At 60.5% G+C, this 15,402-nt stretch carries 17 protein-coding genes and 1 tRNA gene; 6 read left to right on the top strand and 12 right to left on the bottom strand.

What is annotated here, in order from left to right; translation table 11 throughout:
• The first annotated feature begins 21 nt into the window (after positions 1 to 21).
• Positions 22 to 1,905: a DNA primase gene (dnaG, locus tag PBR20603_RS21340; RefSeq protein WP_150561461.1), complete on the top strand. Its 1,884-nt coding sequence runs from the start codon at positions 22 to 24 to the stop codon at positions 1,903 to 1,905.
• A 14-nt stretch (positions 1,906 to 1,919) separates the two neighbouring features.
• Here the strand turns inward: dnaG and PBR20603_RS21335 are convergent, their stop codons facing one another.
• A complete protein-coding gene (locus PBR20603_RS21335) occupies positions 1,920 to 2,507 on the bottom strand; it encodes a hypothetical protein (RefSeq protein WP_150561460.1) in 588 nt (195 codons plus the stop codon).
• On the opposite strand from PBR20603_RS21335, the gene rpoD reads away from it, so the two are divergent.
• Both rpoD and PBR20603_RS21325 read left to right on the top strand, forming a co-directional pair.
• The gene (gene rpoD / locus PBR20603_RS21330) at positions 2,497 to 4,593 is read left to right on the top strand and encodes an RNA polymerase sigma factor RpoD (protein WP_150561459.1); all 2,097 of its coding nucleotides are present in this window, start codon (positions 2,497 to 2,499) and stop codon (positions 4,591 to 4,593) included. The two genes, PBR20603_RS21335 and rpoD, sit on opposite strands and share 11 nt — an antisense overlap.
• A gap of 28 nt (positions 4,594 to 4,621) precedes the next feature.
• A tRNA-Ile gene (locus PBR20603_RS21325) sits at positions 4,622 to 4,697 on the top strand.
• Between the two features lie 4 nt (positions 4,698 to 4,701).
• Here PBR20603_RS21325 and PBR20603_RS21320 read toward each other — a convergent pair.
• Positions 4,702 to 5,736 carry a tyrosine-type recombinase/integrase gene (locus PBR20603_RS21320; protein ID WP_150561458.1) on the bottom strand — a complete coding sequence of 345 codons (1,035 nt, stop codon included), beginning with the start codon at positions 5,734 to 5,736 and terminating at the stop codon, positions 4,702 to 4,704.
• Positions 5,737 to 6,235: 499 nt separating this feature from the next.
• Entirely contained in the window at positions 6,236 to 8,023 is a 1,788-nt protein-coding gene (locus PBR20603_RS21315; protein WP_150561567.1) for a DNA cytosine methyltransferase, read from the bottom strand.
• Positions 8,024 to 8,516: 493 nt separating this feature from the next.
• Here PBR20603_RS21315 and PBR20603_RS21310 point away from each other — a divergent pair, with 493 nt between their 5' ends.
• Entirely contained in the window at positions 8,517 to 8,795 is a 279-nt protein-coding gene (locus PBR20603_RS21310; protein ID WP_150561457.1) for a hypothetical protein, read from the top strand.
• A gap of 390 nt (positions 8,796 to 9,185) precedes the next feature.
• Positions 9,186 to 9,467, top strand: a complete 282-nt coding sequence (locus PBR20603_RS24235) for a hypothetical protein (protein WP_174978013.1) — start codon at positions 9,186 to 9,188, stop codon at positions 9,465 to 9,467.
• Positions 9,468 to 9,475: 8 nt separating this feature from the next.
• Here the strand turns inward: PBR20603_RS24235 and PBR20603_RS21300 are convergent, their stop codons facing one another.
• The gene (locus PBR20603_RS21300; protein ID WP_246174908.1) at positions 9,476 to 10,210 is read right to left on the bottom strand and encodes an ASCH domain-containing protein; all 735 of its coding nucleotides are present in this window, start codon (positions 10,208 to 10,210) and stop codon (positions 9,476 to 9,478) included.
• A gap of 35 nt (positions 10,211 to 10,245) precedes the next feature.
• Between PBR20603_RS21300 and PBR20603_RS21295 the strand changes: the two genes are divergently transcribed.
• Complete coding sequence (locus PBR20603_RS21295) at positions 10,246 to 11,091, top strand: TonB family protein (protein WP_150561455.1); 846 nt, start codon at positions 10,246 to 10,248, stop codon at positions 11,089 to 11,091.
• 78 nt (positions 11,092 to 11,169) lie between these two features.
• Here the strand turns inward: PBR20603_RS21295 and PBR20603_RS21290 are convergent, their stop codons facing one another.
• The 8 genes from PBR20603_RS21290 to PBR20603_RS21260 form a co-directional block, all read right to left on the bottom strand.
• Positions 11,170 to 11,526 carry a hypothetical protein gene (locus tag PBR20603_RS21290; protein WP_150561454.1) on the bottom strand — a complete coding sequence of 119 codons (357 nt, stop codon included), beginning with the start codon at positions 11,524 to 11,526 and terminating at the stop codon, positions 11,170 to 11,172.
• Positions 11,523 to 12,152 carry a DNA polymerase III subunit beta family protein gene (locus PBR20603_RS21285; RefSeq protein ID WP_150561453.1) on the bottom strand — a complete coding sequence of 210 codons (630 nt, stop codon included), beginning with the start codon at positions 12,150 to 12,152 and terminating at the stop codon, positions 11,523 to 11,525. The genes PBR20603_RS21290 and PBR20603_RS21285 overlap by 4 nt, the downstream gene beginning before the upstream one ends.
• A complete protein-coding gene (locus tag PBR20603_RS21280; RefSeq protein ID WP_150561452.1) occupies positions 12,149 to 12,715 on the bottom strand; it encodes a hypothetical protein in 567 nt (188 codons plus the stop codon). Before PBR20603_RS21280 ends, PBR20603_RS21285 begins: the two co-directional genes overlap by 4 nt.
• Positions 12,684 to 13,679, bottom strand: coding sequence for a hypothetical protein (locus PBR20603_RS21275; RefSeq protein WP_150561451.1), 996 nt, complete (start codon positions 13,677 to 13,679; stop codon positions 12,684 to 12,686). The genes PBR20603_RS21280 and PBR20603_RS21275 overlap by 32 nt, the downstream gene beginning before the upstream one ends.
• A gap of 5 nt (positions 13,680 to 13,684) precedes the next feature.
• Positions 13,685 to 14,593, bottom strand: a complete 909-nt coding sequence (locus PBR20603_RS21270; protein WP_150561450.1) for a recombination-associated protein RdgC — start codon at positions 14,591 to 14,593, stop codon at positions 13,685 to 13,687.
• A gap of 32 nt (positions 14,594 to 14,625) precedes the next feature.
• Positions 14,626 to 14,850: a hypothetical protein gene (locus PBR20603_RS21265; protein ID WP_150561449.1), complete on the bottom strand. Its 225-nt coding sequence runs from the start codon at positions 14,848 to 14,850 to the stop codon at positions 14,626 to 14,628.
• Positions 14,847 to 14,981 carry a hypothetical protein gene (locus tag PBR20603_RS24490; protein WP_260467523.1) on the bottom strand — a complete coding sequence of 45 codons (135 nt, stop codon included), beginning with the start codon at positions 14,979 to 14,981 and terminating at the stop codon, positions 14,847 to 14,849. Before PBR20603_RS24490 ends, PBR20603_RS21265 begins: the two co-directional genes overlap by 4 nt.
• Positions 14,982 to 15,117: 136 nt before the next feature.
• Positions 15,118 to 15,366 (bottom strand): hypothetical protein, encoded by a 249-nt coding sequence (locus tag PBR20603_RS21260; RefSeq protein WP_150561448.1) that lies wholly within the window; start codon positions 15,364 to 15,366, stop codon positions 15,118 to 15,120.
• Positions 15,367 to 15,402 lie beyond the last annotated feature (36 nt).

The following is a 15,402-nucleotide window of genomic DNA, read 5'->3' as shown; positions in this document are numbered from 1 at the left end:
CACCGCAATGGCATCGATCCAGTGATTCCCCAGTCGTTCCTGCAGGACCTCCTCAACCGCGTCGATATCGTCGAGGTGGTGGGTCGCTACGTGCAGTTGAAGAAGGGCGGGGCGAACTTCATGGGGCTATGCCCCTTTCATAATGAGAAGTCGCCCTCATTTACGGTAAGCCCCACCAAGCAGTTCTACCACTGCTTCGGGTGCGGCGCGCACGGCAGCGCGATCAGCTTCCTCATGGAGCATGCCGGACTTGGATTTGTCGAAGCTGTCGAGGAATTGGCCCGGAACGTCGGGTTGGATGTGCCGCGTGAGGCGCCGATGCCCGGCGCACCGGCACCTGCCGCGCAACGTGCGCAAACCCTCGGTCTGGTCGACGTAATGACGCGTGCCTGCGACTACTACCGCAAACAATTGCGTGGAGCGCCGGTCGCCATCGAATATTTGAAGCGACGTGGGTTGACGGGTGAAATCGCCGCACATTTTGGCTTGGGGTATGCCCCGGATGCCTGGCAAAACCTTGAGGCTGCGTTTCAGAACTACCGCGACGATCAGTTGCTCGATGCGGGTCTCGTGATTGAGAGTGAGAAGGGCGAGGCGGGGGGCGCGAAGCGCCGGTATGACCGTTTTCGCGACCGGATCATGTTCCCGATCCGAAACACGAAGGGGCAGGTGATCGCCTTCGGCGGGCGGGTGCTGGACAAAGGTGAGCCCAAGTATCTGAACTCGCCGGAGACACCGCTTTTCAGCAAGGGCAGTGAGCTATACGGCCTGTTCGAGGCGCGAGCCGGTATTCGCGACGCGGGCTATGTGCTGGTGGTGGAAGGCTATATGGACGTGGTCGCGCTGGCGCAGCTTGGTTTCCCGCAGGCGGTGGCTACGTTGGGTACGGCGTGCACGCCGATGCATGTGCAGAAGCTGTTGCGCCAGACCGAGACGGTGGTGTTCAGCTTTGACGGCGATGCAGCGGGCCGCCGGGCGGCACGCCGCGCGCTGGAAGCTTGTTTGCCGCATGCGGACGACAACCGGAGCTTTAAGTTCCTGTTCTTGCCGAGCGAGCACGATCCGGACAGCTACGTGCGTGAGTATGGCGCGGACGCGTTTGCCGACGAGGTGTCGCGTGCCATGCCGTTGTCGCAGTTCCTGATTGGCGAAGTGACGGCCGGCAAGGAGATGCATCAGCCCGAAGGCCGGGCGCGTGCGTTGTTCGAGGCGAAGCCACTGTTGCAGCAGATGCCGGCGAACGCATTGCGAGGGCAGATCCTGCATGCGCTGGCCGAGCGGGTAGGCAGTTCGGTTGAGGAAGTGGCCGAATTGTGCGAGTTGCAGATCAGCGCGGTACGCCGTCAGAACGCGTGGGACAAGGCGCCGGCCAAGCGCGAGAAGCGCCGTGTGGTGGGCACCGAGCATCGGGCATTGCAGAACCTGCTGATGTTTCCGGTGCTTGGAAACGAACTGACCGAAGAAGAGACCAGGATTTTGCTGGATGGACGTCACCACGCCGAGATTTTCTCGGAGGTGCTGGCGCATTGTCGCGAAATGGGGACTCAGGCCGATTTCCGCTTCATGTCGGACCGGCTGCGGGTGTCGCCGAACTGGGCGAGTTTTGACGACATCATTCGCGAAATCCTTGCATTCGAAGAGAATGCGCGCGACCTGCTGTTGTTCGATCCGGACGATGAGGCGCAGGTCGAGCGTCGCGAAGAACAGATGGCATTGCGGCTCACGGAGCTGCGAAGCGCGATTCGGCGCTTGCAGTACGACGGGCTGTGTGAAGCATTGGAGACGATTTTCAAGCGGCCGTCATTGACGTCCGATGAATTGCGCCACGCTCAGGCGCTGTCGCGGCAACGCGACGAATTGAAGCGGTTGCTGGCTCCGGTCGGCACAGGAGGCACGCGAAGTTGAGGTAAGCCCGCGTGCTATAATGGAAAGTTTTCAGTGGGCTGTTTTCTGGCAAGCGAGATCGCTATGGCAAAGATGACAACGACCAGCGGAAAAAAGACGGTTATCCCTGCACCGAAGGCAAAGCGCGCGACAAGCGCGGCGGCGGCATCTGGTGGGAAGGGGGCGTCTCGTTCTGCGAAAGCTGGCGTTGCTGTAAAAGCTGGTGCGGTTGCGCAAGCCACGAAGAAAACAGCCAGCCAGGCAAGTTCGGCGAAACGTACTACGCAAGTTAAGGCAGCCGCCGGCGCAACGAAGACGACCGGCAAGACGGCTGCGAAGGTGACCGATGTCACCAAGCGCAAGAGTGCGACCGCCGCGACGGTGGGGGCTGCGAAAGCGGCCAAGCCGACGGTGAAGTCCGCGCCGCCCGTCAAAGCGACGAAGACGGCAACGACCGCGAAGGCGACGGCAGGCGGGAAACCGCAGGCCCGACAACCCGCTGAAAAAAGCGCGAAGAGCGCAACTACCGCTAAGGCAACGACCTTGGCGGGCCGCAGTACACCTGCGACGCGAGCCCCACGCAAGACCGGGGCTTCAGGCAAACCCGAGGCTGTGGAAGTCACGCCGGCAGCAGTTGAACCGCCCGTCTCCAAGACGCGTGGCAAGGCCGCGAAGACCGCCGCTTCGGTAGAGCAGAACGTCGCAGCGAATACTAATGATCAACCCGTGAACGAAGATCAGACCAAAGTGGAAAAGCAGAAGGCGCGTGATCGCCGGGCAAAAGAGAAAGCACTGCTCAAGGACGCATTTTCCTCGCACCAGCCCGGTACGGCCGAGGAACTTGAGGAACGTCGCGGCAAACTGAGGACACTGATCAAGCTGGGCAAGGAACGTGGCTTCCTGACCTTTGCAGAGATCAACGACCACTTGCCCGACGACGTGGTGGAGGGCGACGCGCTGGAAGGCGTGATCGCAACGTTTAACGACATGGGCGTGGCCGTCTACGAGCAGGCGCCGGATGCCGAAACGCTGTTGCTCAACGACAATGCGCCGAACGCCGCAACGGATGACGAAGTCGAGGAGCAAGCGGAAGCGGCTCTGTCGACGGTCGATTCCGAGTTCGGCCGCACGACCGATCCGGTGCGTATGTACATGCGCGAAATGGGTACGGTCGAGCTGCTGACGCGCGAAGGCGAAATCGAGATCGCCAAGCGGATCGAGGAAGGCCTGAAGCACATGGTGCAGGCGATTTCCGCGTGCCCGACGACGATTGCCGAGATTCTGGCAATGGCCGAAAAGGTCGAACGCGAGGAAATGCGCATCGACGAAGTGGTCGATGGCCTGATCGATCCGAATGCGGATGCCGTCGCGGCGGCCGCCGCTGAAGACGAAGATTTCGACGCGGATGCGGAGGAAGAGGCGGAAGCAGAGGAAGAAGAGGCCGACGAGGAAGACGACAGCAGCAGCGGTGGCGGCGCTTCGGCGGCGCAGGTCGAGCAGCTCAAGCGCGACGCGCTCGCCAAGTTCTCCGTGATTGCCGAGTGGTTTGGCAAGATGCGCCGCGCGTTCGAAAAGGAAGGTTATCAGTCGAAGCCGTATGTGAAGGCGGGCGAAGCCATCCAGATGGAACTGATGACGATTCGCTTCACGGCGCGCACGGTCGAGCGTTTGTGCGACACGCTGCGTTCGCAGGTGGACGAAGTGCGCAACATCGAGCGTGCGATTCTGAACATCGTGGTCGACAAGTGCGGCATGCCGCGCGCCGATTTCGTGCAGCGTTTCCCGGGCAACGAAACCAATGTCGATTGGATCTACACCGTGGTGGCCGATAACAAGCCTTACAGCTCGGTGGTGGAACGTAACGTGCCGGCCGTGCGGGAATTGCAGCAAAAGCTGATCGACCTGCAGGCACGCGTGGTGTTGCCGCTCACGGAGCTCAAGGACGTCAATCGCAAGATGGCGGAAGGTGAGCGCCGTGCCCGCAAGGCCAAGCGTGAGATGACCGAAGCGAACTTGCGTCTGGTGATTTCGATTGCGAAGAAGTACACGAACCGTGGCCTGCAGTTCCTGGATCTGATTCAGGAAGGCAACATTGGCCTGATGAAGGCGGTGGACAAGTTCGAATACCGTCGCGGTTACAAGTTCTCGACGTATGCCACGTGGTGGATCCGTCAGGCCATCACGCGCTCGATCGCTGACCAGGCACGTACCATCCGTATTCCGGTGCACATGATCGAAACGATCAACAAGATGAACCGGATTTCGCGTCAGATTCTGCAGGAGACCGGTGTTGAGCCGGATCCCGCGACGCTGGCCGAGAAGATGGAAATGCCGGAGGACAAGATCCGCAAGATCATGAAGATCGCGAAGGAGCCGATCTCCATGGAAACGCCGATCGGTGACGACGACGATTCGCACTTGGGTGATTTCATCGAAGATACGGGCACGGTAGCACCTGCTGACGCCGCATTGCATGGTAGTATGCGCGACGTCGTGAAGGACGTGCTTGATTCGCTGACGCCACGCGAGGCCAAGGTGCTGCGCATGCGTTTCGGTATCGAGATGAGCACGGACCATACGCTCGAGGAAGTTGGCAAGCAGTTTGACGTGACGCGTGAGCGTATTCGTCAGATCGAAGCCAAGGCGCTGCGCAAGCTGCGTCACCCGAGCCGTTCCGACAAGCTCAAGTCGTTCCTCGAAGGCAATTGATTGCTGCTGAGCGAGCGCCGGTAGTTAAGGGCCGTTAGCTCAGCGGTTAGAGCAGGGGACTCATAATCCCTTGGTCGCTGGTTCGAACCCAGCACGGCCTACCAGTATTTACGCGGCTTTCCGGCCGTTTTTTGAAGATGCCCGCCCTTTGTGGTGGGCATTTTTTTGCCCTATGCGGTTGATGGCACCCGCCAAAGTGGCTCCGGTCAGGTGCGAATAACGCGCCGTCGACTGCTGCGATTTGTGCCCGAGAATCGCGCCGACCGTGTACAGGTCAACCCCGTTATTGATGAGTTCCGACGCGGCGCCGTGGCGTAGGTCGTGGATGCGAATATGCTCAAGCCCTACGGCTTTGCGAGCCCTCATGAAGTACTTGTAGTAGGTCCGCTGGTCCATCGTGAATGGCAGTCGCTTGAGATAGACGTGAAGCCGTGGGTGAATCGGGATCGTCCGTGATTCTCCGTTCTTGGTGTCGTGCAACACGAACACGTCGCCCATCACCTGAGCTTTGCCCAATATCTCGCCTTTGCGCATCCCGGAATAGAACGCGATCTTGAGCAGTGCGCGCGTCGCTGTGTCTTCGCAGGCTCGCATGATGCGGAGCAGGTCACGTCTGCCAGGGTAAAACTTCCGCTGATTCCTGACGACAGGCATTCGCATGCGCTCGGCTGGATCGTGCTCGCAGATCGCATGGTACTTGAAGGCATAGCGGCAAGCCGCCCGCAGATAGGCGAGGCGATTGCGGATGGTTGCCGGCGACAGCACACCGCCTTTGTGGATCTCGGCTCGAGCGGTGGGGTCTTCTGCGTATTCCGCCGCTACGTCCGGCAGTTCGTCAATGAATCGACCCTCATAGTAGGGTTGGAGGATCAACAGATCCTGCGCGGCCTTGGTGCCGTTCTTCAGTTGCGGGCACTTCTCCTCAAGGTACAGCCTGACAGCCTCGGCTATGTACGCTCTCGGCTTCTCGAGCCCGCTTGCTTGGCTGTAGAGCCTGGCGTCTTCGTTACGGCCATATTCGTCTGCTTCACGCGCACCCCAGCCTTTTGGAAGGAGCTTAGAGGCACGGAAACGACGTCCGTGGAGGACACGGTTAAACGTGTAGCGCCAGCGACCCTTTGACTTGTCGTAGTGTGAAGGCATGATTTCTGGAACTCGATAAGGTCGGTCAGTTTGTACCTGTGGCACTTTGGGCCGTACTCGTAGCGCTTTAGCTTACCGGCGGCCCCCATCGCTCGGACTTGGCTGGGCGAGACGGCCAAAAGCTGGGCGGCCTGTCGCGCGTTCAGCATCTGCGGCAGATCAACCACATTTCCCATTCTCAACTCCCCAATCGCGCGGACCCCGCGCGTCAAAATGCAAGCGGGGACGCGCTAACAAGGGCGTCCCCGCTATCCAATCGTGCGCCGGCGGCGCTCACGTCTAAATTCCCCAATCTCTCGCAGTAACCCGCAGAATCTCTTTCAGTGCTTCTTTCATTCAGTAAAGCGGTCGTTTGATATCGAGCCGCACGGGTATTCCTTAGTCATGGCCATCAAAAAGGGGCGTAGCTTTAAATGACCGTTAGCCGAAATGCCCCTGGTGATCGGATCTCAGCCCGCGCAATGCCGTGGGCTTCTTTTTGCCGTGGCCGGGTGGGTGGTCATGCGGTTGCCAACCTCTTTCGTTCCTTCGACGTCCACGCGGCCAGCTCGGGCACGTTCGCGCGAACGAGCGCGGCTGCTATCGGCGGGCTCACGCTGTTGCCACACATGCGAACCTGAGCATGCTTTGCGAGGCGCTTGCCGTTGAACACGGGCGCGATAACATAGGTCGAGGGGAAGCCCTGCGCCGCGTATAACTCGTGCGGCTCGAGCATGCGCATGCCGATGTCGGCGATCTGGTATGTCTGGCCGGCGACCGTCACGAGGCCCATGCGATCGGTGCACGGGATGGTGTGCATCGGCTCACGGACATCGACGCCGTCCTTCTTGTTGCCGTAGTACTTCACCAGGAACGCTCGCACTTCGCCGATGTGGTTGCCCTGCGCCGAGATCGTCGGAACTGGCTCGCTCGTGGCGCCGCCCGTGCATTCGCCGCGGAGCTTGACCATGTGCGACGACACCAGCGCATGATGGTCGGCCGTCGTGATCGTGCCGGCCGGTTCTTTCAGTCCGACACCGGGCCCGTCGTAATTGCCGCCGTAATGCTTGGCGAGAAAGGCTGACACAAGGGCGTGCTTGGCGCCGCCTGCAACGACGGTACCGAGCGGCTTGTCGAGCCCCGGTGCGCGAGGCGCTTGGCCAGGTCGCTCGCCGTAGCCGGTCTGCACCAACGTGGCGGAGGCCAGCGCGAAGTGCTCGCCCTTGACCTCGGCGCATTGGGTGCGGAGCGGCTCATCCGCCCGCCACGAGCGTTGCGTCGAAGCATTCGCGCACTCAGTCAGCACCGGCGCGACCAGGCCAAACCCGTGTTTGCCGGTCAGCGTCTGAATTGGTTCGCCGAGCGGCTGACCCCGGAAGTAGTCGTACCCGTGGTTCACCTTCACGATGAACGGATCGGCCGAGTTGATGACGTACCGGCGCATGCCCCGCGCGATTCGGCGCTGCGTTGTCTCAGCCAGTTCCTTCTTGCGCTCGAAGATGGACGGGCAGGGGATCGACCAGTCGATGCACTCGGCGGCTGTGCGCCACGGTTTGCGTTGGCCTGCGATCACGGCGGCACTGCCCGGCGCGCCGTGAGTCGGCTCGGGCCACACGATCGGCTTTCCGTCGCAACGTGCGATCAGGAACAGACGTTTGCGGATCGTTGGCGCGCCATAGTCGCAGGCGCGTAGTTCGCGCCATTCCACGGTGTATCCGAGGCCATTCAACAGGCGGTCGGCGTGATCCGACCCGGGCTCGATGTTCAGGAACTCGCACGCTTCCGAAAACGCCGGGTGGAGTGCGGAAATTCCGTCCGAAAGCATCGCGACGAACCCCTTGAACGTTTCACCCTTTCGCGCCGGGTCCGGTCGGTACTCCCCGGAGTCAATCTCGATCAGCGGTCCCCAGGTCACGAATTCCTCGACGTTTTCGACGGGAACGACTCGCGGGCGTACCAACAGCATCCAACGCAGGATGATCCACGCAAGCCCACGAATTTCCTTCTTTACCGGCGCGCCACCCTTCGCCTTGCTGAAGTGCTTGCAGTCCGGTGAGAACCAAGCGAGGCCCACAGGACGACTCTGTGTCAGCGCGAGCGGGTCTACGTCCCACACCGATTCGCAGTGGTGCTCGGTCTGCGGGTGGTTCATCGCGTGCATGGCGACGGCCTCGGGATCATGGTTGATCGCGTGGTCGACGTGGCGCCCGAGGGCCAGCTCAATGCCGCAGCTCGCACCGCCACCGCCGGCGAAGTTATCGATGATCAACTCGTCGGAAATGTCGAGAAGGAACTGATCTCTGATCATGCTAGGATTCCTTGTGAGTTCGTTTGTGAAATCGAGCGCAAGGAGACAGATATGGCTCTTTGGCAATTCGAAGGTTTTGTGGCGTGGCCGAGCCTGGAGCAGTCCGCGGACGACGGGTTGTTTTACGGTGTAGTCGTTTATGTTTCCAGGACTGGCGACGGTGGACCGTTCCGCAATCCAACATCGCAATTTCGGATCGGGAATGGCCATTCTCAAAGGATGGAAGCATTGCGGGATGCAGAGGCATGTCTCGAGCGCCCCAAGTCTGAAACAAAGATATTCAGAGATATTTTTGTTCGTCCTTAATCGCCGCCCTCCCGGCAGTCGCCCAGAATGATCTCGTTCTGTCTCATGCTGCTACTCCCTGAGCGCGCTGGGCCATATCTAGCGTCAGTTTTTTTGTTTGCGCATATGATGAGTTAATGGTTGCCAATTTCATGGGTAATCCTATGATTCTCGGGAACGCAATTCATCGAAACGAAAGGAGGCCAACTTGAGCAATCAACGAACAATTGACGCTCCACCGTTTTTGCTAGTGGTGACCGCGCATGAGGATTTCGAAAACGACCGCCCCACAACGCGCACCGGCTACCGTGTCCGCTACGTCATATCTAGGCCAGACAGAAAGCCGGTGCGCGGAAACCAACTCGAGTCCGTTTCGGATTTGTTCCCGACGGCCGGCGAATATCCGAAGACGGTCGAAGACGCGCTTGAGCGCGGCGTCGCCGCCGGACAGATCGAAATGAGCGAGCTGCGGGCGTCGCTTGACTAGCATTACTCGATCGAGCAGGGTTGAATCGCGTTGCTAGGATTCCACGAAACGAAAGGAGGCTGATATGTGGATTGCAGTCGGCGGCCCATGGCGAAGTTGGAGCATATGGATGAAACGGACCTCCACGCAGATCAATGGGCGTACTCAGTGGAACGCACAGGTTATTGTGGCCAATCCTAGTTCGACCGATTTGGATAAGGCGCAGGTTCAGAGCGTCCTCAAGTACGGCGAGATTTACGTGACGAACCAACCAACCCTACGGCGTGTATTTGAAGAGGCAAGAACGGCCGCGAAATCGGCTATCGATAGTTTTGAGTCGAGCAGTCATTAAGCCCCCTAAGTGCCGTCGACGCTCTCTGATTTAATTCTTCGAAATGAAAGGAAACCAACGTGACCCAGCACCTTTTTCGTGATTTCCCCGTCGATGAACAGGACGATGCTCGGGAAACCTGCAAGCGCTTTGGCTTTGTCGTTGAAGACTTCGAGATCATCGACGAAGACTCGTATCCCGCTGGCGGAAATGTAGGGGCGATTCGCCGACAGGTTACGGTGCGCCGATTGAATGGCGGGCAATTCGAGATTTTCGAAGCTGGTCATGGTTCGGCTTGGACTGTTGATTTTGAGGCTGCGTTGGAATCGGGTGCCTTTGGCGCCGCCGCTGATACTCGATAGTTCCCGAGTCATAGGGCTCTCTGGAACTCGACCACCCACACCCACGGGTTGGCGTCCCACGAGCCGGGGCCGCTGATCGATTCCCAGAGCTGGCGGAAATGGGCGCGCGGCAGGCTTTCGAGCAGATCGCCTGTCAACAGGACGCCCTCGGCACCACCGGTCAATCCGATTCCTTCAGCGATGCAATCCTGGTCGCTGATACTGTTCAGGCGCTCAATACGCACGCCGGTCACGTCGAGCAGGGTGCGTGCCGCCGTGCGCGGCATATGAATCGACGGCCGCCAGTTTCGGTATTTCCCTTCCGGCGACTTCTCGCCATCAGGCCCGTGCGGGTCATCAAGGTAATCGGCGCGATAGAAGACGAGGCAGTCGTCGTCGTACGGGCCGAGTGGGTGGTTGCTGTGCTGCCACGTCTCGCGCACCCACAAGCGGTCACCCGCAACTCCGTATGGCGAGTGCTTCTCTGCGAACGTCGTCTGTCCCATGCAGTGGTACGTCCCGGGCGAGGTGCATTCGGCAATCACGCTGAGGCGGTCGGGGCCAGTCGGGAGCATGTCCGGGCAAATGAACAGGTCGCCGGGCTCGACGTCGCTGTAGTACGGTGGGTTGCGTTGACTGACAATCGGCTGCTTCTTCAGCACGCGCCGCGTCTGCGTCTTCGTCCCGTCGAGGATGGCGCGCACCATCGGCGCGCTGAAAAGGATAGGGCGCTCACGAACCATGCGCGGAATGATAGAGCTCATGCTAGGATGCCCTCCTAATTAAAAGGAGAAATCACTTGGATAAGTGGTCGAAGAGAATTTTGGGGCTGGCGGTAGCGCTAACCTGTCTTGCCGGGTGCGAAACAGGTCGCCAGCATGAGAGCGCCGCTACCGGCGATGATCAAACTCCGGCAGCCACCTCGCTTTTTCGCTTCAGGCCAGAATCTCGAAGACCTCAGGTTGGAGGGAAGGCTGACGATGCTGTCGGCGCGTCCAGTGAGAGCTTCGCCGCGGTCCTAGGTAAAGGCGATAAGACAATTCGTGTCAGCTGCGCAATGCCCAAGCCTAAGTACCCGGAAGTTGCAACGCAGCTCGGATTTGAAGGTGTGGCGGTGTTTCGTATCGAAATGAATCGTATCGGCGAAGTGCAAAGGTTGATTCTCGCCCGATCCTCTGGCTATGAAATGCTCGACACAGCAGCCCGCACGGCTCTTGATCGCTTGCAGTGCCACGTCGAAACGAATGGTGGCCCCGTTGAGCAAGGATTCATCTTTTCCAAGCCGATTAGATTCAAGCTGAACTCCGGCGCTGGCGTGGATGCAGAAATTGGGGACTCTGCGCAACAAGCGAGAGCGGCTGAGCAGCGCGCTTACGTTGCCGAAATTACTCGTCTGATCGTTACAGAAATCGTCTATCCAGCGACACAATCGAAACCTCGGTTGCCATATGCCGTGGTCAGGGCGAAGATCAGCGCAGATGGCACGGTCTCAGCTCCGTCCATCATAGTTTCTAGCGGCCTTTCGGAGTACGATCAGGCAATTCTCCGTGGATTCGAAGCTTCCTTCCCATGGCCGACTCCTCCGTCCTGGCTAGCTGGCACCTATATCAATTTTCGAGTGCATTTGCCTGAAAAGCTAAAGTAGGCGACCTCTCGCGCCCCGGCTCAAGTGAATATCACGTCCGTATGATCGGGGACATCCCCTTATGCCAGGTGCGGATGCTCATTCGTCGTCGCCGTCGGGTGTGCCTTCAAAATCGTCGATCTCGGCATCCATGCACTGAAGGCAGCACCGATAGCTGCCCCAATAGTCGCCATCCACCAGCGCCTTTTCGTACCGATGCAGTTCACCGACAGTGATTTCGTGTGGCTTGGCCCCGCGCGCCTGGCCAAGCCAGCACGCATGAGTTTTGCGAGCTGTGACCAGCTTCACGGTTCGGCATTTGATATCGGCGTCCTCACCCACGAAGAGGTCATACGTGAGGTACTCGGCTTCCGTGTGACGCCGCAGCGTCTGCACCACAGAAGGCGGCGCAGGATCGGTATTCAGCCCTTCGGGGCGGGGTTCGTAGGGGCTCATGCGACCGCCTCGGCTTCGGAAGTCGGCTCGGATTCCTTCGAGAGTGCCCAGTCAGGCGTTTTGAACGGCTTGTCGTCATGTCGGAAAGGCATAACGACGATTACGAAGTTCTCGTCGCCGATATCCACCAGGGCCGCGCCTTGGCCGTTATGTCGGATATGCGGGTATCCGTCGCTACCGTGGACGAGCCGGGTGACTGTTCGAATGTCGGCGAGTAGTGCTGGATTGAACTGGGCCAGCTCACCTGACAGTGTGGACGGAACGACTTTCCGCCAATTGGGGAAGATGCCGGGGATTGCCTTCGCCGACATCGTGACGTGCCCCTGCGTGACGCCGACGGTGTCGTCGTCATCCACGTGAATGGCGACCGGTTGCGCTGACCGTTTCGCGTCGACGTACCGAAACAGTTCATTCGGCACAATAGCCAGGCGCGGCTTATCGACCGGAGCATCTGCCGATCCACGAAACGCTGCAAGGCGATGGCCGTTCGTTGCCACAAGGAATGCATCAGAGCCAACGAACTCGACCAAGATGCCGTTGAGGTAATACCGAATGTCCGATTTCGCAGCAAAGTGGGTCATTGCCTTCACGATGTTCGGCTTTACGGTAACGATGGCTTTGCTCATGATTTGCTCCTATATGCTTGGGTGGGGGCGGCGCTCTGGTCGTCGCCTGGCCTTTTGAGGTACTCGTTCCAGCGAACCCAGCCGCGAGGCGTGTGAAACCCCCAGTTGCGCTGCCACGGCCCCATGATGAAGAGGGACCAGGCTTCCCCGCCGTCAGGGATTTCGAGTCGGTGTCGGTCGGTCGCTCGCCGGAACACGATCGAGCCGGGACCGCGCCAGACTCGGCGGTAGCCGCGCAACAGTGTCGTCTCCGGCCTGCAATCCAAGCGCGCGGGCTGTGCCTGCTCGGTGGGCATGATTTCCCAGTAGCCGCCGCGCAGGACAATTGAGACGTTCCACCAAGGGTGATCGTGAAGATCGCGGCCGGCGTCGCTGCGGATCGTCCGATGAGCGCGAGCGCCCCAACTGGTGTCGCGCCGGCCGTCCTCGGCGGCGCTGGCGTCATGGCCGCGTGGCTTCTTGACCCACCACCGCTGCATGTAGCCCTTGAGGTCGAAGTAGGGCGTCCGCTGAGCGCGAGCGATGATGGCGTCAACAATGAACGCCGGTATGGGGATTCGCATGCATGGTCTCCTTCAGGGCTGTCGCTGCCTCCACTGACCGCCGCACGATCGCAGCGCGGGTCTGGGAGCAGCCCAGGTATTTGCGGATTTCGGTGACGGTCGGTCGCACGTCGCCGGCGGCAATCGCATCAAGGATCCGGGCCACGTCGTCGGGCACCGTCAATGGTTCTGGTGGGGCGGTCACGGCCGGCTTCTGGTCGTGACTCGGTTGCGTTACTGCCGCTACTGGCGTGACCGTTACCGCGTTACTTCCTTGATGGGCGGGCGTTTCAGCAGCCCTCGTCACAGCGGCGGGGCGTAGCGCGAGTAGCCACGCGAAGCACGCGACTGCCTCCAATACCAGCGCGAAAGCGAGACTGGCGAACAGGTCGGCGCGACCGGCGGACCATCCGAAGGCAGAGAGCGGCCCGGTAACGGGATCGGACTGCGCCGCGGCACGGTCAATCGCCGCCCGGTCCTGAGCAGCCCGGTCGCGAGCCGCTTCAGCATGCTCGACGTCGATCGCCTCCAGCTTTGCGGCAAGTGCCGTCCGCTCCGCCGTCAGGCTCGGGCAGGGCTCGGCGCAACGGCGCGCATTCGCCCGGGCCAGTCGCGCTATCGCGTCTGCCCGGTCGCGGGCAATTGCAGCCAGGTCACGCCCCTGCGGCGTCACAACCGGAATGGATGCGGCGCGGATCTCGCCAGCGTGGCGTGCAGAAGTGATGAAGAACACGGCATGCCCGTAGCAGGTCGCGGCGACACATCCGATCCAGATCAGGGCACCGACGGCACGGAAGCGCCAGCCAAGCGGACGGCACAGTGCGGGCAGAAGGTGGGCGGAAATAACCAACACGACACCGACGGCGACCCACAGCGCCCGCTCAACGGGTAGGCCACCGCGCTGCATACCTGACTGGATCGAGAGGCACGCCGCTGTGATGGTCGCCGCGATAGCGAGTAGCGTCGCGATGATACGGGTTGGCATGGCCGTCAGCGGAGCAGCGGACGTTCATCGGGACGCTCGCCGCCCACCGCTTCGATCAGATCAGCGAGAAGTTGGGACAGCTCGCCGGTCATCAGCACGAAGTCCGCATCGAACTTCTCGGCCTCACTCTCAGCTGGTTCAGCGGCGTCCTTGAGGATGTCGAGCGGGGTGATACGCTTGATTACGAACGCATCAGTGAGAACGAAGCTGATTCGATCGTTCCACGTCATGGCGAGGCTGGTGCAGCGCTTGCCGGCCTCGATGTGCTGACGAACGTCTGCGCCGTCGAGCGGGTGGTGCAAGTATCGGACGGTGGCCTTCTCATTCATGTTCGATCGCAGCTCAACGTCCTGATCAACAGTGAAGCCACCGGGGGCTTCGTTGGCGACAAGCCACGAGGTCATCGCTGCAACTGGCGCTTCGTTCAGTTCGACATTCAGCAGAGTGATATCAAGCGTCTTGAAGAGCAGGTGGCGCACTTCGTCTGCTCGGGCAGGCGATGCGGTGTCAATCGCGAGCCAGCGATTCACGGGGCCTATCCACACGCGGGTGTCGCGACGGATGCCGAACGCGCGCGGCAGCAACTCGTCGGTCACTTGCTCCTTGAGTTCCTTCATCTGCTTGCGGCCCGGCTTGAAGCCTTGCTGCTCCTCGAGTTCGGCGGCCTTGGCGCGCGTGACCTGATTGACGACGGAACCGGGTAGCAGCTTTTTCTCGCTGCGGTAGGTCAGCAGGATCTGCCTGTTCACACAGTGGGCGAAGTCTCCGCCCTCAAACGGCGCCGTCCAGCCACATGTCTGAAGTTCCGCGCTCGTCGGATCGCGGAAATGCTGCGTCAGCAGCGCATCGAGGAGTTGTTCTTGCGTGGGAGTCCACGGCGCGATGCGATGAATTTGGGCGTTTCTGAACCACATGGGCAGTTTCCTTGCGTTGGAGTGGGCGGCGCTCACTCGTCGGTTTGAGCGTTGACCTTGATGAAGAAAGCGAGGGCGGCCATCAGGATGGGCGCGTGCTTTTCGAGTGCGTCGCGGCGCGCCTGCTTGGCTTCGAACTCCTCACGGACGAGCGGGGAGCCTGGTCTGGGGGTAAGCCGGGACGGCTGGTGATTCATGAGCGGGCGCAGCTCTTTCCAGGCGCGGGCGGCAGCAGCTCGTTTTGCAGCAGACGTCATACGCCATGCTTCCACCTCACATAGAGGCATGCGACGACGAGAACGCCCCAGATCGTCCAGGCGGCGGTCTGGTGAGCGCGAATCCACTTGTCGGCGCCGTTGACTGTCCAGATCAGGATGCGGTCAAGCATGCGCGGGCCTCAGTGAGAAGCGTCGCGATAGCCGAGGCGGTACGCGAGATCGGTAGAGCAGCAAGGGCGACCGCATTTGGAGTCATTCCAACCGGTTTGGTACTGGCGAATCTCAGTTGCGAACATGCTGACCTCCTCAGTTAAGACGAATGGTTGCGTTCTTGAAGATCACGTTGGAGCAGACGGCGCCGGACACAGGTACGCCAGTTGGCCCCTTTGCGGTGAAGGCGGTCGAGAACGAGTCCTTCTCGCTACAGCCGAAGTAGCTATATCCGCCGATGCGAACGTCGGTGTACCCGGCACCCTCAAGAGCGCGCCGTGCCGTATCGGGGTCCGTGCAGGCGGAGAGAAGGGCGAGCAAAGCCGCGAGCGCGACGAGCCTCATGGGGAACCTCATTTAAGTGGGGGGCGGATGCCCCGG

The organism is Pandoraea bronchicola, assembly GCF_902459805.1.
Taxonomy (GTDB): domain Bacteria; phylum Pseudomonadota; class Gammaproteobacteria; order Burkholderiales; family Burkholderiaceae; genus Pandoraea; species Pandoraea bronchicola.
The sequence above is the reverse complement of the archived record's forward strand: the minus strand, read 5'-3'. Positions and strand labels throughout refer to the sequence as shown.

What these genes read in the sequence shown, in the direction of transcription:
- PBR20603_RS21315 (WP_150561567.1), bottom strand. Translation starts at nt 8,023, where the DNA reads ATGATCAGAGATCAGTTCCTTCTCGACATTTCCGACGAGTTGATCATC.
- PBR20603_RS21275 (WP_150561451.1), bottom strand. Translation starts at nt 13,679, where the DNA reads ATGCCAACCCGTATCATCGCGACGCTACTCGCTATCGCGGCGACCATC.
- PBR20603_RS21300 (WP_246174908.1), bottom strand. Translation starts at nt 10,210, where the DNA reads ATGAGCTCTATCATTCCGCGCATGGTTCGTGAGCGCCCTATCCTTTTC.
- PBR20603_RS21280 (WP_150561452.1), bottom strand. Translation starts at nt 12,715, where the DNA reads ATGCGAATCCCCATACCGGCGTTCATTGTTGACGCCATCATCGCTCGC.
- PBR20603_RS21270 (WP_150561450.1), bottom strand. Translation starts at nt 14,593, where the DNA reads ATGTGGTTCAGAAACGCCCAAATTCATCGCATCGCGCCGTGGACTCCC.
- PBR20603_RS21285 (WP_150561453.1), bottom strand. Translation starts at nt 12,152, where the DNA reads ATGAGCAAAGCCATCGTTACCGTAAAGCCGAACATCGTGAAGGCAATG.
- PBR20603_RS21265 (WP_150561449.1), bottom strand. Translation starts at nt 14,850, where the DNA reads ATGACGTCTGCTGCAAAACGAGCTGCTGCCGCCCGCGCCTGGAAAGAG.
- PBR20603_RS24490 (WP_260467523.1), bottom strand. Translation starts at nt 14,981, where the DNA reads ATGCTTGACCGCATCCTGATCTGGACAGTCAACGGCGCCGACAAGTGG.
- PBR20603_RS21290 (WP_150561454.1), bottom strand. Translation starts at nt 11,526, where the DNA reads ATGAGCCCCTACGAACCCCGCCCCGAAGGGCTGAATACCGATCCTGCG.
- PBR20603_RS21320 (WP_150561458.1), bottom strand. Translation starts at nt 5,736, where the DNA reads ATGCCTTCACACTACGACAAGTCAAAGGGTCGCTGGCGCTACACGTTT.
- PBR20603_RS21260 (WP_150561448.1), bottom strand. Translation starts at nt 15,366, where the DNA reads ATGAGGCTCGTCGCGCTCGCGGCTTTGCTCGCCCTTCTCTCCGCCTGC.